Annotated in this window: 10 protein-coding genes and 1 pseudogene; 2 read left to right on the top strand and 9 right to left on the bottom strand. The window is 73.3% G+C overall.

The window, feature by feature from the left end:
* The first annotated feature begins 482 nt into the window (after positions 1-482).
* A complete protein-coding gene (locus tag ACWFR1_RS28240; protein WP_453555854.1) occupies positions 483-2,276 on the top strand; it encodes a serine hydrolase in 1,794 nt (597 codons plus the stop codon).
* 63 nt (positions 2,277-2,339) lie between these two features.
* Here the strand turns inward: ACWFR1_RS28240 and ACWFR1_RS28235 are convergent, their stop codons facing one another.
* From ACWFR1_RS28235 to ACWFR1_RS28205, 7 genes are all read right to left on the bottom strand, one after another.
* Complete coding sequence (locus ACWFR1_RS28235) at positions 2,340-3,248, bottom strand: LysR family transcriptional regulator (RefSeq protein ID WP_453555852.1); 909 nt, start codon at positions 3,246-3,248, stop codon at positions 2,340-2,342.
* 42 nt (positions 3,249-3,290) lie between these two features.
* Positions 3,291-4,484 carry a glycine C-acetyltransferase gene (locus ACWFR1_RS28230; protein WP_453555850.1) on the bottom strand — a complete coding sequence of 398 codons (1,194 nt, stop codon included), beginning with the start codon at positions 4,482-4,484 and terminating at the stop codon, positions 3,291-3,293.
* A gap of 3 nt (positions 4,485-4,487) precedes the next feature.
* Positions 4,488-5,522, bottom strand: a complete 1,035-nt coding sequence (tdh, locus tag ACWFR1_RS28225) for an L-threonine 3-dehydrogenase (RefSeq protein WP_453555848.1) — start codon at positions 5,520-5,522, stop codon at positions 4,488-4,490.
* A 398-nt stretch (positions 5,523-5,920) separates the two neighbouring features.
* Positions 5,921-7,492, bottom strand: a complete 1,572-nt coding sequence (locus ACWFR1_RS28220; RefSeq protein ID WP_453555846.1) for a phytoene desaturase family protein — start codon at positions 7,490-7,492, stop codon at positions 5,921-5,923.
* Positions 7,493-7,680: 188 nt separating this feature from the next.
* Positions 7,681-9,963, bottom strand: a complete 2,283-nt coding sequence (locus tag ACWFR1_RS28215; RefSeq protein WP_453555844.1) for a tetratricopeptide repeat protein — start codon at positions 9,961-9,963, stop codon at positions 7,681-7,683.
* A 92-nt stretch (positions 9,964-10,055) separates the two neighbouring features.
* The gene (locus tag ACWFR1_RS28210; protein WP_453555842.1) at positions 10,056-10,934 is read right to left on the bottom strand and encodes an oxygenase MpaB family protein; all 879 of its coding nucleotides are present in this window, start codon (positions 10,932-10,934) and stop codon (positions 10,056-10,058) included.
* A gap of 156 nt (positions 10,935-11,090) precedes the next feature.
* Positions 11,091-12,275: an MFS transporter gene (locus ACWFR1_RS28205; protein WP_453555840.1), complete on the bottom strand. Its 1,185-nt coding sequence runs from the start codon at positions 12,273-12,275 to the stop codon at positions 11,091-11,093.
* Positions 12,276-12,313: 38 nt separating this feature from the next.
* On the opposite strand from ACWFR1_RS28205, the gene ACWFR1_RS28200 reads away from it, so the two are divergent.
* The gene (locus ACWFR1_RS28200) at positions 12,314-12,907 is read left to right on the top strand and encodes a CGNR zinc finger domain-containing protein (protein ID WP_453555838.1); all 594 of its coding nucleotides are present in this window, start codon (positions 12,314-12,316) and stop codon (positions 12,905-12,907) included.
* A gap of 6 nt (positions 12,908-12,913) precedes the next feature.
* Here the strand turns inward: ACWFR1_RS28200 and ACWFR1_RS28195 are convergent, their stop codons facing one another.
* Together ACWFR1_RS28195 and ACWFR1_RS28190 are read right to left on the bottom strand one after the other, a co-directional pair.
* Positions 12,914-13,327 carry a cytidine deaminase family protein gene (locus ACWFR1_RS28195; RefSeq protein ID WP_453555836.1) on the bottom strand — a complete coding sequence of 138 codons (414 nt, stop codon included), beginning with the start codon at positions 13,325-13,327 and terminating at the stop codon, positions 12,914-12,916.
* 21 nt (positions 13,328-13,348) lie between these two features.
* Positions 13,349-13,453: pseudogene (locus ACWFR1_RS28190) on the bottom strand (transposase); the annotation flags it as partial.
* Positions 13,454-13,597: the final 144 nt, after the last annotated feature.

The raw sequence follows: 13,597 nt of genomic DNA, 5'->3' as shown, positions 1-13,597 counted from the left end.
CGGCAGGATGCCGCAGCGGGGCGACGGAGGGAAGAGATTTTCTGATGCCGCGTCAGATTCTTTGGCGGCGGCGCCTCTGCGTCGGACGCCGTCCGGCTCGGCTCACCTTTCCTCCGGGGCGTCGACGGCCGGCCTGACGTCCTGTGACGCACGGCGTTCTGCCCGTTGCGCGTCCAGTGCGGCCCTCGCCTCGGCGACCTCCCGCGCGATCCGCTCCGTCAGCAGACGCACCCGGGCCTCTCGTTCCGCGCCGGTCAAACCCGTGAGGCCCAGCCTGGCGTCACGTTCCTCCTGGGACACGGTGCCCTCCCTCTCCTGGGTCGGCCTCTGCCGATCCGCCACCGGTGCTTCACGGATGGGCAGCGTACCCGTGGCGTCTCCGTGGCGGCGGGGCCGGGGCGGCAACAAGGGGGGCCGCGTATCTGCCGTACGACGGCGGCACGTCGACGTTTCGTCGCGGCGCATCGTGGGAGAGGGTGGGCATGACGGAGGATGCGGCACGACACGGAGTTCTGAGCCGCCGCGCGTTCGGCGGTGGCGTACTGGCCCTGGGAGGCGCGGTGATGATCGGTGTGGTGCCGGGGGCCGCGGCGGCGCCGGGGCCTGAGGGGGCGGGATCCGCGGGGGCCGGCCCCGGGCGGGCGGCGCGGCGGACGACGTTGCGGCGCGGGTCGGCCGAGCGGGCCGGGCTGCTTCCCGGGCACCTGGACCGGCTGGTGACGGACGCCGAGGCCTTCCTCTCCCCCTCTCCCACGCACCCCTGGTACGCGGGCGCCGTGCTGCTCGCCGGGCGCGGCGGGACCGTCGCCCTGCACCGGCCGATCGGCTCGGCCGTGCGCTACTCCGCGTACGACGAGAAGACGGACACCGGGGTCGAGCTGCCGCCGGGCGAGCGGCTCCCGATGACCGAGGACACGGTCTTCGACCTGGCGTCCGTCTCCAAGCTCTTCACGTCGATCCTGGCGGTGCAGCAGATCGAGCGCGGGGCCCTGGAGCTGGAGGCGAAGGTCACCGCGTACCTCCCGGAGTTCGGGGGTGGCGGGAAGCGGGACGTCACGGTTCGTCAGCTGCTCACGCACACCTCGGGGTTCCGGTCCTGGATCCCGCTGTACCGGGAGCCGACCCGGGAGGGGAAGCTGCGGCTGCTCTGGAACGAGGTGCCGGCGAACCCGCCGGGCTCCGCGTACCTCTACTCCGACCTGAATCTGATCTCGCTCCAGCTGATCCTGGAGGAGATCACCGGTCACGGTCTGGATACCCTGCTCCACGACGAGATCACCGCTCCGCTCGGGATGCACCGCACTCGTTTCAACCCACCGCTCTCGTGGCGGCCGGGGATCGCGGCGACCGAGGACGCCCGGCGCCCCTGGTCGGGGCTCGACCGGGGCATGGTGTGGGGCGAGGTCCACGACGAGAACGCGCACAGCATGGGTGGAATCGCCGGCCACGCCGGAGTGTTCTCGCGCGCCTGGGACCTCGCGATCCTGGCTCGCACCCTCCTCAACGGCGGGGCGTACGGCCGCGCCCGCATCCTCTCCCCCGAGTCCGTGGAGCTGATGTTCACCGACTTCAACACCGCCTTCCCCGGCGACGAGCACGGTCTCGGCTTCGAGCTCCACCAGCACTGGTACATGGGCGCGATGGCCACCCCGCACACGGCCGGCCACACCGGATTCACCGGCACCAGTCTGGTCCTCGACCCGACGACCGACGCCTTCCTGATCGTCCTCGGCAACTCGGTCCACCCGGTGCGCTCGTGGCGCTCCGGCTCGGCGCCCCGGGTCGCCGCCGCGAACAACCTGGCCCGCGCCGTGCCCGTCCGCCCCTCCCGGGGCCGTACCTCCTGGTTCTCCGGCATGGCGAGCGCCACGACGGCCACGCTGACGCTCCCTCATGTGGCGGGCGCGGCGCGCCTGGAGTGCGCGCTCTGGTGGGACACCGAGCCGGGCGCCGACAAGGTCGCCCTGGAGGCCTCGGCCGACGGCGGCGCGACCTGGGGACCGGTGCCGTTCACCACGGACGGTGGCGCCGAGCACCCGACGGGCTCGGTCGGCGGCTGGTCCGGCCGCGTCTGGCACACCGTGTCCGCGCCCCTGCCGACGACGGACGCGCGCCTGCGCTGGCGGTACACCACGGACCAGCGGTACGTGGGACGGGGCGTGTACGTGGACGGGGTGCGGCTCCTCGACGGTGCGGGGCAACCGGTGTTCGACGAGGCGCGTCCGGCCGACGGGGCGCGCATCGAGGCCGACGGCTGGACGCGGTCCGCCGATTGAGGGCGTGCGGGGCGGACTCCCGGGCGGACTGCGCAGACATGATCACACGAGGTGGCGAGGGGGTCAGTCGCCGGTCTGCGACGCCGTGCGCAGGGCGGTCAGGACCGGGCTGATCAGAGGGTGGTCCTCGGCGCCGCGCCGGACGGCGGCGAAGACCCTGCGGGTCGGGGCGACGCCGTCGATCGGGCGGACCGCCACGCCCGTGAGCTCCATGCCGCGCAGCGCGGAACGCGGCACGAGCGCCACGCCGGCGGAGGCCGCCGCGAGGGCGACGACCGCGCGGAAGTCGTCGGAGGAGTGCTCCGGGCGCAGTGTGAACCCGGCGTACTCGCAGGCCAGGACGGTCACGTCATGGCAGGGGTTGCCGGCGGACTGGCCGATCCAGGCGTCCTTGGCGAGGTCGCCGAGCGCGACCCGTTCACCGGCGGAGAGGGGGTGGCCTGGCGGCAGGACCGCGTCGAAGGGTTCCGCGTAGAGCGGGACGCGGGTGAGGCGGGCGTCGTCCTCGCCCGGGGCTCCCCGGTACTCCACCGCGACGGCCACGTCGACCTGCCGGTCGAGGACCATCATGAGGCTCTCGTCGCCCTCGGCGTCCTGGACGCGGACCCGGATGCCGGGCGCGGTGCCGGCCAGAGCCGTGAGGGCGGGGGCCACCACGAGACCGATGCCGGTGGCGAAGGCGGCGACCGTGACCGTACCGGCCTCGCCGGAGCTGTAGGCGGCCAGTTCGGACTCGGCGCGCTCCAGCTGGGCGAGGACGGCGTTGGCGTGGCTGAGCAGGATCTCGCCGGCCGGGGTGAGGCGCGCGCCGCGGGCGCTGCGGTCCACCAGGCGGTGGCCGGTCTCCTGCTCCAGGGCGGCGAGCTGCTGGGAGACGGCGGAGGGGGTGAGATAGAGCGCGGCGGCCGCCGCCGTGACCGTACGGTGGTCCGCCACCGCACGGAGGATGTGCAACCGCCGCGCTTCGATCATGCTCCTAGTCTCGCAGGCCGCGGGGCCCGCGCACGCCACCCGCTAGAGGGCCGCGCGGGCCTCGACGAAGGCGTCCACGGCCCGGTTCACGTCCTCCATGGAGTGCGCGGCGGAGAGCTGCACGCGGATACGGGCCTGGCCCTGCGGCACGACCGGGTACGAGAAGCCGATCACGTACACGCCGCGCTCCAGGAGCAGCTCGGCCATCCGGCCCGCCTCGGACGCGTCGCCGATCATGACCGGGGCGATGGCGTGGTCGCCGGGGAGGATGTCGAAGCCCTCCTCGGTCATGCGGGAGCGGAAGAGCGCCGTGTTGGCGTTCAGCCGGTCGCGCAGGTCTCCGGCGGACTCCAGAAGGTCGAGGACCTTGAGGGAGGCGGCGGCGATGACCGGGGCGAGGGTGTTGGAGAAGAGGTACGGGCGCGAGCGCTGGCGCAGCAGGGCGACGATCTCGGCGCGGGCCGCGACGTAGCCGCCGGAGGCGCCGCCGAGGGCCTTGCCGAGGGTACCGGTGATGATGTCGACGCGGTCCATGACGCCGTGCAGCTCGGGGGTGCCGCGGCCGCCGGGGCCGACGAAGCCGACGGCGTGCGAGTCGTCGACCATGACCATGGCGTCGTAGCGCTCGGCCAGGTCACAGATGTCGGCGAGCGGGGCGACGTAGCCGTCCATGGAGAAGACGCCGTCGGTGACGATCAGCTTGCGGCGGGCGCCGCCCTCGGTGGCCTCCTTGAGCTGCTGCTCCAGGTCGGCCATGTCGCGGTTGGCGTAGCGGAAGCGGCGGGCCTTGGAGAGGCGGATGCCGTCGATGATCGAGGCGTGGTTGAGGGCGTCGGAGATGACGGCGTCCTCGGGGCCGAGGATCGTCTCGAAGACGCCGCCGTTGGCGTCGAAGCAGGAGGAGTAGAGGATCGTGTCCTCCTGGCCGAGGAAGGAGGACAGGCGCGCCTCCAGCTCCTTGTGCACCTCCTGCGTGCCGCAGATGAAGCGGACGGACGCCATGCCGTAGCCCCAGCGGTCGAGCGCCGCGTGGGCGGCGGTGACGACCTCGGGGTGGTCGGCCAGGCCCAGGTAGTTGTTGGCGCAGAAGTTGAGGACCTCGCCGGGACGGCCTCCGGCGGTGACGGCGACGGTGGCCGACTGAGGGGTGCCGATCACACGCTCGGGCTTGTGGAGACCGGCCTCGCGGATCTCTTCGAGGGTGGCACGGATGTCGTCGCGTACGGAATCGAACATGGGTCAGGCTCCCGCAGTCCAGTCGAGGATGATCTTGCCGCTCTTGCCGGAGGCTGCGTCGTCGAAGGCGGCCTCGAAGTCGAAGTACGCGTACCGGCCGGTGACGACGGGGGCGAGGTCGAGACCGCCCTCCAGGAGCACCGACATCGCGTACCAGGTCTCGAACATCTCGCGGCCGTAGATGCCCTTGACCGTGATCATGGACGTGACGATCTTCGCCCAGTCGACGGCGAAGTCCTCGCTGGGCAGGCCCAGCATGGCGATCTTTCCGCCGTTGGTCATGTTGGCGACCATGTCGCGCATGGCGTGCGGGTTGCCCGACATCTCCAGGCCGACGTCGAAGCCCTCCTTGAGCCCGAGGGTGCGCTGGCCATCGGCGATGGTCTGCTCGGCGACGTTGAGGGCGAGGGTGACGCCCGTCTTGCGCGCCAGGTCGAGGCGCTCCTCGCTGACGTCGGTGATCATGACGCTGCGGGCGCCGGCGTGCTTGGCGACGGCGGCGGCCATGATGCCGATCGGGCCGGCGCCGGTGACGAGGACGTCCTCGCCGACGAGCGGGAAGGACAGCGCCGTGTGCACGGCGTTGCCGAAGGGGTCGAAGATCGCGGCGATGTCGAGGTCGACGGGGACGCGGTGCACCCACACGTTGGAGGCGGGCAGCGCCACGTACTCGGCGAAGGCGCCGTCCCGGCCGACACCGAGGCCGACGGTGGCGCGGCAGAGGTGGCGGCGGCCGGCCAGACAGTTGCGGCACTTGCCGCAGACGAGGTGGCCCTCGCCGCTGACCAGGTCGCCGACGGCGATGTCCGAGACGTCACGGCCGACGGAGACGACCTCGCCCACGAACTCGTGGCCGATCGTCAGGGGCGTGGCGATGGACTTCTGCGCCCAGCCGTCCCAGGAGCGGATGTGGAGGTCGGTTCCGCAGATACCGGTCCGCTTGACCTTGATCAGTACGTCCCCGGGGCCGGTCTCCGGCTCGGGCACGTCCGTGAGCCAGAGTCCCGGCTCCGCCTTCAGCTTGACCAGCGCCTTCAATGCAACGGCTCCCGACGTGCGTGTCCTGTGATGTGGGGGTGCGGGCACGGTGGAGCGCCCAAGATCCCTGGAAGAGAATCTTCCGTAACGCGGGGCTCCTGGTCCATCGAGGATTTCTTAAGCGCGCTCGCAGATCAGCTTCACGCCCCAGGCGGGAGGAGGCCGACGTCAACCGGGGTGCGCTGTTCGTCACCGCCCGAGGGCGCGCGCGTCATGGTCCGAGGACGGACGCTCGGGGCACCCGTCCGAGGACGCTCGGGGTCACCGTCCGAGGGCGCGCGGGGTCACCGGCCGGGCACGCTCGGGAGCACGGTCCGAGGACGCGCGCATCACGGTCCGAGGGCGCGCGGGGTCACCGTCCGAGGGCGCGCGGGCTCACCGTCCGAGGGCGCGCGGGGTCACCGTCCGAGGGCGGCCATCGCGGCGTTGTGGCCGGGGACGCCGCTGACTCCGCCGCCGCGGATCGCGCCCGCGCCGCACAGCAGCACGTTGGCGTGGTGCGTCTCGACGCCCCAGCGGCCGGCGCCCTCGTCCCCGTGCGGGAAGGAGAGGTCACGGTGGAAGATGTGGCCGCCGGGCAGGCGCAGTTCGCGTTCGAGGTCGAGCGGGGTCTTCGCCTCGATGCAGGGGCGGCCGTCGTCGTCGAGGGCGAGGCAGTCGGCGATCGGCTCGTCGAGGTGGGCGTCGAGCTGGGCGAGGGTCGCCTTGAGGAGCGCGGCGCGGGCGCCCTCGTTGTCGGCGGCGAACAGCCGGGCGGGCGTGTGCAGACCGAAGAGGGTGAGGGTCTGGTGGCCGCGGGCGGCGAGTTCGGGACCGAGGATCGTCGGGTCGGTCAGGGAGTGGCAGTAGATCTCGGAGGGCGGGGCCGTGGGCAGGTGTCCGGCGGCGGCCTCGGCGTGGGCGGTAGCCAGCTGCTCGTACCCCTCGGCGACGTGGAAGGTACCGGCGAAGGCCTCGCGCGGGTCGACGGAGCAGTCGCGGAGCCTGGGGAGCCGGGTGAGCAGCATGTTGACCTTGAGCTGGGCGCCCTCCGCGGGCGCCGGGGGTGTCTCGCCGAGTAGGGCGGCGAGCTCCTGCGGGGAGGCGTTGACGAGCACCTGCCCGGCGTCGACGGTGGACTCGCCGTCGTCGGCCGTGCGGTAGGTGATGGTGGCACGGTGGCCGTCGGTCTCGACGCGGGTGACCTCGTGCCCCGTCCTCAGGTGGGCCCCTGCCGCGCGGGCGGCGTCCGCGAGGGCGTCGGTGAGAGCGCCCATGCCGCCGACGGGGACGTCCCAGTCTCCGGTGCCGCCGCCGATGACGTGGTAGAGGAAGCAGCGGTTCTGGAGGAGCGTGGGGTCGTGGGCGTCCGCGAAGGTGCCGATGAGGGCGTCGGTGAGGACGACTCCGCGGACGAGGTCGTCGGCGAAGCTCCGCTCGACGGTCACGCCGAGCGGCTCCTCGAAGAGCATCCGCCAGGTCTCGGCGTCGTCGACGCGGGCGCGGAGCTCCTCCCGGGTGGGGAGCGCCTCGGTGAGGGTGGGGAAGATCCGCCGGGCGGCCCGCCCGGTGCGCCCGTAGAACGCCTGCCAGGCCTCGTACTCGCGGTCGGAGCCGGTGAGCGCGGCGAAGGAGGCCCTGGTGCGGTCGGGCCCGCCGCCGACGAGGAGTCCGCTGTCGCCCTTCGGCGTGTACGAGGAGACGGACCGTTTCCGCACGGCGAAGCGCAGTCCCAGCTCCCGCACGATCTTCTCGGGGAGGAGCGAGACGAGGTACGAGTACCGGGAGAGCCGGGCGTCGACCCCGGCGAAGGGCCGCGTGGAGACGGCCGCCCCGCCGGTGGAGCCGAGCCGCTCCAGGACGAGGACGGACCGTCCGGCACGGGCCAGATAAGCGGCGGCGACGAGGCCGTTGTGGCCACCCCCGACGACGACGATGTCGTACGCGCGGGGAGCGGCGGGGGCGCCGGGGAGCGGGTCACGGGCGGTCATGGCTCATGCTCACACGACGCCACGGGACCGGGGAAGACCACGGAGGCGGGCGGGTCGGGGTGGGCGGCCGGTCAGGGGTGGGTGGTGGGGCAGGTGGGGTGGCCGGTCAGGGGGCGAGCCGGTCAGGGGGCGGTGGGTCAGTGGTGGTGTCCCGGTCAGGGCGCTGTGGGTCAGGTGGGGTAGCCCGGTCAGGAATGCCGTGGGCCGGCTGCCGCTCTGCGGTGGAGGGCGACCGCCTCCGTGTGGCGGCCGAGGCGCTCCAGGCAGTGGGCCTCGTCCTCGAGTCCGGCGAGGGTGTCGGGGTGGTCGGGGCCGAGGACGCGGCCGCGGATGGCGGCGATCGCGCGGTGTGCGGCCAGCGCCTCCTCCCAGCGGCCGAGCCGGCCGAGGGCCACGGCGGTCTCGCGGTGGCTCAGGAGGGTGTCGTGGTGGTCGGGGCCCAGGACGCGCTCCCGGGCGGAACGGACGCTCTCGGACTCGTCGAGGGACTCCGCCCAGCGACCGAGCCTGCCGAGGTTGACGGCGAGGGCGTGGCGGGCGCGCAGGGTCTCGGGCCCGTCGGAGCCCTGCACGCGCGTGCGGGCGGCGACGACGTCGCGGCAGACGTCGAGCGCGTCCGCGGCCTGCCCGATGCGGCCGAGGCAGACCCCGGTCTCGTAGCGGGCGGTGAGGGTGTCCGGGTGCTCGTCGCCGAGGGCCGCGGCGCGCGCGTCGGCCACCTTGCGGTACTGGGCGAGCGCCTCCTGCCCGCGTCCCAGCCGCCCGAGGGTGTACGCGACCTCGTGGCGGGTCACGAGCGTGTCGGGGTGGTCCTCGCCGAGCAGCCGGGCCCGGGCCTCCACGACCTCGCTCGCCGTGCGGTACGACTCCTCCAGCCGGCCCAGGCGCCCGAGCGTGAAGGCGAGGTTGTGACGGCAGCGCAGGGTATCGGGGTGGTCGGGCCCCACGGTGCGCTCGCGGGCGGCGAGCACGGCGACGTACAGCTCGTACGCCTCCGTGTGCCGCCCGAGGCGGCCCAGCGCGTACGCCCGCTCCTGACGCGCCGCCAGGGTGTCGGGGTGGTCGCCGCCGAGGGCCCGGGCGCGGCCCTCGGCGACCCGGTCGAAGACGTCCAGGGCGTCGGCGGGGCGGTCGAGCCGGGCGAGCGCGAAGCCGACCTCGTAGCGAGTGGTCAGGGTGTCGGGGTGGTCGTCGCCGAGCACACGGGCACGGTGTTCGGCGACGGATCGGAGAACCGCCTCGGCCTCGTCCCAGCGGTCGAGCCGGCCGAGGCCGATCCCGGCACGGTGGCGGCCGGCGAGCACCGCGAGCAGCTCCGCCGTGGGGCCGGGGGCGGGGGCGGCGCTCTCGTCGGCGAGCGAGCTCGCGTCCGAGGCGCGCGTGGCGGTGGTCCACTCGGTGGTGAGGACGGCCGCGGCCGGGTCGTGGGCGGCCGGTCGCGGCGCCGCGACGGTGCCGGCCGGGGTCCCGGGCCGGGGTCCGCCGCGCATCTCCCGTGCCCACGCGGGCGCGGGCGCACCAGGGCCGGGACGCGGAGCTCCCGGGACCGGGTAGGGCGCGGTCTCCGCGAGCTCGACGCCCGGTGCCGTGACCGGAACGGCCACGGGCGCCGGGGACAGGGCGAAGCGGCCCGAGACGATCCGGCGCCGCAGGTCGCCCGCGTCGGCCGGACGCTCCTCGGGGACCTTGGCCAGCAGGTCGACGACGATCCGGTCGAAGTAGGGCGGCAGCTCCGCGCGGTGGGAACGCGGCGGGCGCGGCACGGTGTCCCGGTGTCCGATGAGGATCGCCCAGGAGTCCCCCAGGTCGAAGGGCGGGGCTCCGGTGGCCAGTTCGTACAGCACGCAGCCCAGCGAGTAGAGGTCGCTGCGGTGGTCGACCTCGCCGCCGCCGATCTGCTCCGGGGACATGTAGTGCGGCGTGCCCATGGCGATGCCGGTCCCGGTGAGCTTGGAGGTGAAGCCCATGTCGGTGCCGAGTCGCGCTATCCCGAAGTCGCAGATCTTCACCGTCCCGTCGGCCAGCCGCATGATGTTCGCGGGCTTCAGGTCGCGGTGCACGATCCCCTGGCGGTGCGTGTAGGCGAGGGCGTCGGCGACCTGGTCGGCGATCTCGACGAGGTCCTGGACGGGCAGGGGGTGCTGGGCGTTGGCCGCGAGGAGCTGGCTGAGGTTGCGTCCCTCCAGGAGCTCCATGACGAGGAAGAGCACGCCGTCGTACTCGCCGAAGTCGTGGACGACGGTGATGCCCCGGTGCTGGAGCGCGGCGGCGACGCGGGCCTCGCGCCGGAAGCGCTCGCGCACCACCGAGAGGAAGTGGGGGTCGTGCTGCGGACCGAGCGGTTTGAGGCACTTCACGGCGACGCCGCGCCCGAGTGCCTCGTCGGTGGCACGCCAGACCTCGCCCATGCCTCCGCGGCCGATGACCTCGTGCAGGCGGTACCGGCCCTGGATCAGCCCGCTGTCCCCCATCGTGTGCTGTCGCCCCCGTCGCTTCCGTGCACCCGCCCCGACCTGTCCAGTATGGCCGCAGCCTCTGACAGTGGGTACGGGTAGGGCGCGTGTCAGGGATCGGAACGGTTCCCGGTACCCGGGTGGCGGGTCCCGGCGCCCGGTTCGCGCTGGGCGCCGAGGCGGGCGTAGGGATCGGGGCGGGTGTCCTGCCCGAGGCGGTCCATGGCCCGGAGGATGTGCCGGGGCGGCAGACGCCAGCGGAGGCGGTCCGGCACGCACCGGAGCAGGTTGGCCGTCGCCGTGAGCCGGTGGGTGACGGTTTCGGCCGCCGGGGCGGGCCTGCCGTAGAGGGCGTGGGCGTAGGGGGGCAGAGTGTCGTACGCGAGCGCTGCCACGCGCCGCCAGATCACCTCGCGCGCCGGTATCAGGACGGGTTTCACCGGCGGACGGCGCAGGAAGTCCTCGACGGTCCGCGCGTCGGGTCCGGCTTCGAGCCGGGGAAGTATCGACGTGAAGTAGCGGGCGAGTTCGGCGGTGGAGCCCGGGACGGTCTCCGGGTCGAGGCCGACGAGGCGGGCGGAGACGCGGTGCTCGTCGAGGTAGCGGTCGGCCTCGGCGTCGGTGAGCGGGATGCCGGAGCGGCGCGCCACCGAGAGGTACGAGTCGATCTCGGCGCAGTGAACCCAGAGGAGGAGTTCGGGGTCGTCCACGCCGAGCTTCCGGTGGATCCGGCGGACGCGGGCGCCGGCCGCCTCCGCCGCCTCGGTCGTCCCGTAACTCAGGGTGCCCACGAAGTTCGCGGTCCGCATGAGCCGGCCCCAGGGGTCCTCCCGGAAGCTGCTGTTGATCATGACGCCGCGGACGGCGACCGGGTGCAGTGCCTGGAGCCACAGGGCCCTGACACCGGCGATCCACATCACGGGGTCGCCGTGCAGCTGCCAGGTGACGGAGCGGGGTCCGAAGAGCCCGGGATCGGCGTCCTGCCTCATGGCGCTCAGGCTACGCCGGAAGTGGGCGCCGGGGACCGGCCCGGGGGCGAACCGCCCCCGGGGGAACACCCTCCGGGGGCGGCCACGCCGGCACCGCACCTCCTGCGTCCCAGGTCCCCGGGCTGTCGGCCCGTACGCTCCGCGCTCGTCGGGCGATCATCCAGCACCGGCCGCGGTGGCCGACGGGATCACGAAGGACGCCAGTGCCGCGAGGGCGCCCACGCCCGCAGCGAGTGCCAGGGCGCCGGGAAGGGACCAGGTCACGACCGGTGCGGCGACCAGGGCGCCCAGGGCGAATCCGGTGGCTTTCAGGCTGGCGCCGGTGGTGAAGATCTGGCTGCGCAGGTGCTCCGGAGCCTCGCGGTGGCGGATGGCGAACAGGGCGGCCAGTTGGGGCCCTTCCCCGATCCCCGCGACGAGTACGGCCACGACGAGCATGCCGGGGTGACTCCCCATGGCCAAGGCCGGTGCGAAGGACTGGACGAGGGCGCCGGCCCAGATGATCGTGTCGGGGGCGAGTGAACGCGGAAACCGGGCGAGTACGGCGTTGGCCACCAGGGCGGAGCCCGCCGCGCAGGAGAGCAGCACCGCGCCCCGGCCGACTCCGCCCAGCGCACGCTCGCCCAGGAGAGGGATACACGCCGTCAGCACGCCCTGGGCGACGCAGGAGACGACCGAGGTGAGGGTCGCCCGGGCCAGCGACGGTCTTCCGACGATGATCCGTAGCCCGGCGGCGAGGTCGCCGATCAGCGAGGTCGCCCGAGCCTTCCGCGCCCGGCGGGGACGGGCGGGCAGCGTCCACGCGGCGGGCAGTGCCGAAGCGATGAGCGCCGCGGAGACCGCTACGGCCGTTGGGGCCCCCAGCGCCTCCGCCACACCGCCGGCGAGTGCCGGACCGGCCAGGCTCGCCACGCCGAACGTCATGGCGTCGAGCGCGTTCGCCCGGGGCAGCTGGTCGACCCGTACCGCACGGGGCAGTTGGGCCGTCCATCCGCCCGACAGGGCCGGGCCGAGCAACCCTGTCACCACGGCGATCAGGAGGGTGACAGCGAAGGGCAAGCGTCCGAGTCCCACGAGAACCGTCCCCAGGCCCGCCGCGTACAGGACGAGGGCCGCGGCCAGCAGGCGGCCCGGCCGTCCCGTTCGGTCGAGGAGCGCCCCGAGCACCGGCCCCCCTACGGCGGCGGAGATCGTGATGCCCGCGAGCAGCGACGCCGCGTCGGCGGCGGATCCGGTCAGGGCGAATCCCGCCAGCATCAACGCCGGTCCTGACATCTCGTCCCCGGCACGGGCGGTCACCGCGCCTGCGAGATAGACGGGCAGTGAGTAACGCTTTCTCATGAGCAAGACGTTACGGAGGTAACTCAAACCTCAACAAGATGCGTTACATTCCCCTTGTGTCCTCCCCCAACGACGACTGGTCCACCCGGCACTCCGTCCACAGCACGGCCCGGCGGACCGCCGCCCTGGTCAACGCTCTCGCCGACGACCGTCCCGACCCGGCGGACGTCGCCGACGTGCTCCGCGCCTACGGCGAGACGGACCCCATCGACCTCACCCCTCACGATGTCACCGCGATGCGCGCCGCCGCGGCCTTGCTGCGGCAGGTCTTCGCCGCCGAGGACGCCGACGACGCGGCGGCCACCCTGAACCGCCTCCTTCACGACCACGCGGGACCACTCCGCCTGACCTCGCACGGCGGCAGTACCCCCTGGCACCCGCACCTCGACCACGACGACGACGCCCCCTGGGACGAATGGCTCCTCGCCTCGTCCTGCATGGCCCTGGCCGTTCTCGTCTGGGACCGCCAACGCCCGCCCGGCGGCATCTGCGCATCCCCCAGCTGCCAGAACGTCTTCCTCACCCAGGGCAGCGGCCCCGAACGCCGCTACTGCTCCCGCCGCTGCGCGACCCGCGAAAGAGTCGCGTCCCATCGACGCGCCCGCTCCACCGCAGGGCCGAACCCGGCCTAGGGCGTGTTACTCGGCGTCGAGCTGGTGGTCGGCCCAGACGTAGCTTTCGGGCAGCAAGTCGGCGATGAGGACGGTTCGGATGCGGTCGTCATTGCCGACGATGACCTTGAGGGCCGGGAAGTAGTCGAGAAGGACCTGACGGCACCGGCCGCACGGGGGAACGATCCCACGGTCGCGGTCGCCCACCGCGACGATCGTGTCCAGCTCGTAGGCACCCTCGGTTGCTGCCGCGCCGATGAGGACCAGCTCGGCGCAGGGTCCTCCGGTGAAGTGGTAGGCGTTCACGGCGGTGACGATCCGGCCGTCCTCGGCGCGGGCCGCGGCCGCCATGGTGTGGTTGTCGCCCCGGCAGCGAGTGCGCGCGACGTGCGCCGCTGCCTGGATGAGTTCGTGGTCGACGGGTTGGGTCTGCCTGGTCATCTTCTCTGCCTTCGTCAGGTGTCAGGCGACGTTGACCCGGGTGACGCGGGAGCGCAAGCGAATATCGGTGGTGCGCCTGTTCCGCCAGATGATGTAGCAGCGGATCATGCTGCCCTGCTCCTTGTGCAGGAGCCGGGTGCGCTTCCGACAGCATGGTCGGGCTCCAGGTCGAAAAGGGCAGGTCGTGTTCGGTCGGCTTGGACTTCGCGATCCTCTTGGTCCAGCGACGCTAGGGAAGGGTGACGGCCGCGCGCCGCCCGGCACAGCACC

It is taken from the genome of Streptomyces sp. NPDC055103, from assembly GCF_053607625.1.
The sequence above is the reverse complement of the archived record's forward strand: the minus strand, read 5'-3'. Positions and strand labels throughout refer to the sequence as shown.

What these genes read in the sequence shown, in the direction of transcription:
- ACWFR1_RS28240 (WP_453555854.1), top strand. Translation starts at nt 483, where the DNA reads ATGACGGAGGATGCGGCACGACACGGAGTTCTGAGCCGCCGCGCGTTC.
- ACWFR1_RS28235 (WP_453555852.1), bottom strand. Translation starts at nt 3,248, where the DNA reads ATGATCGAAGCGCGGCGGTTGCACATCCTCCGTGCGGTGGCGGACCAC.
- ACWFR1_RS28230 (WP_453555850.1), bottom strand. Translation starts at nt 4,484, where the DNA reads ATGTTCGATTCCGTACGCGACGACATCCGTGCCACCCTCGAAGAGATC.
- ACWFR1_RS28220 (WP_453555846.1), bottom strand. Translation starts at nt 7,492, where the DNA reads ATGACCGCCCGTGACCCGCTCCCCGGCGCCCCCGCCGCTCCCCGCGCG.
- ACWFR1_RS28215 (WP_453555844.1), bottom strand. Translation starts at nt 9,963, where the DNA reads ATGGGGGACAGCGGGCTGATCCAGGGCCGGTACCGCCTGCACGAGGTC.
- ACWFR1_RS28210 (WP_453555842.1), bottom strand. Translation starts at nt 10,934, where the DNA reads ATGAGGCAGGACGCCGATCCCGGGCTCTTCGGACCCCGCTCCGTCACC.
- ACWFR1_RS28205 (WP_453555840.1), bottom strand. Translation starts at nt 12,275, where the DNA reads ATGAGAAAGCGTTACTCACTGCCCGTCTATCTCGCAGGCGCGGTGACC.
- ACWFR1_RS28200 (WP_453555838.1), top strand. Translation starts at nt 12,314, where the DNA reads ATGCGTTACATTCCCCTTGTGTCCTCCCCCAACGACGACTGGTCCACC.
- ACWFR1_RS28195 (WP_453555836.1), bottom strand. Translation starts at nt 13,327, where the DNA reads ATGACCAGGCAGACCCAACCCGTCGACCACGAACTCATCCAGGCAGCG.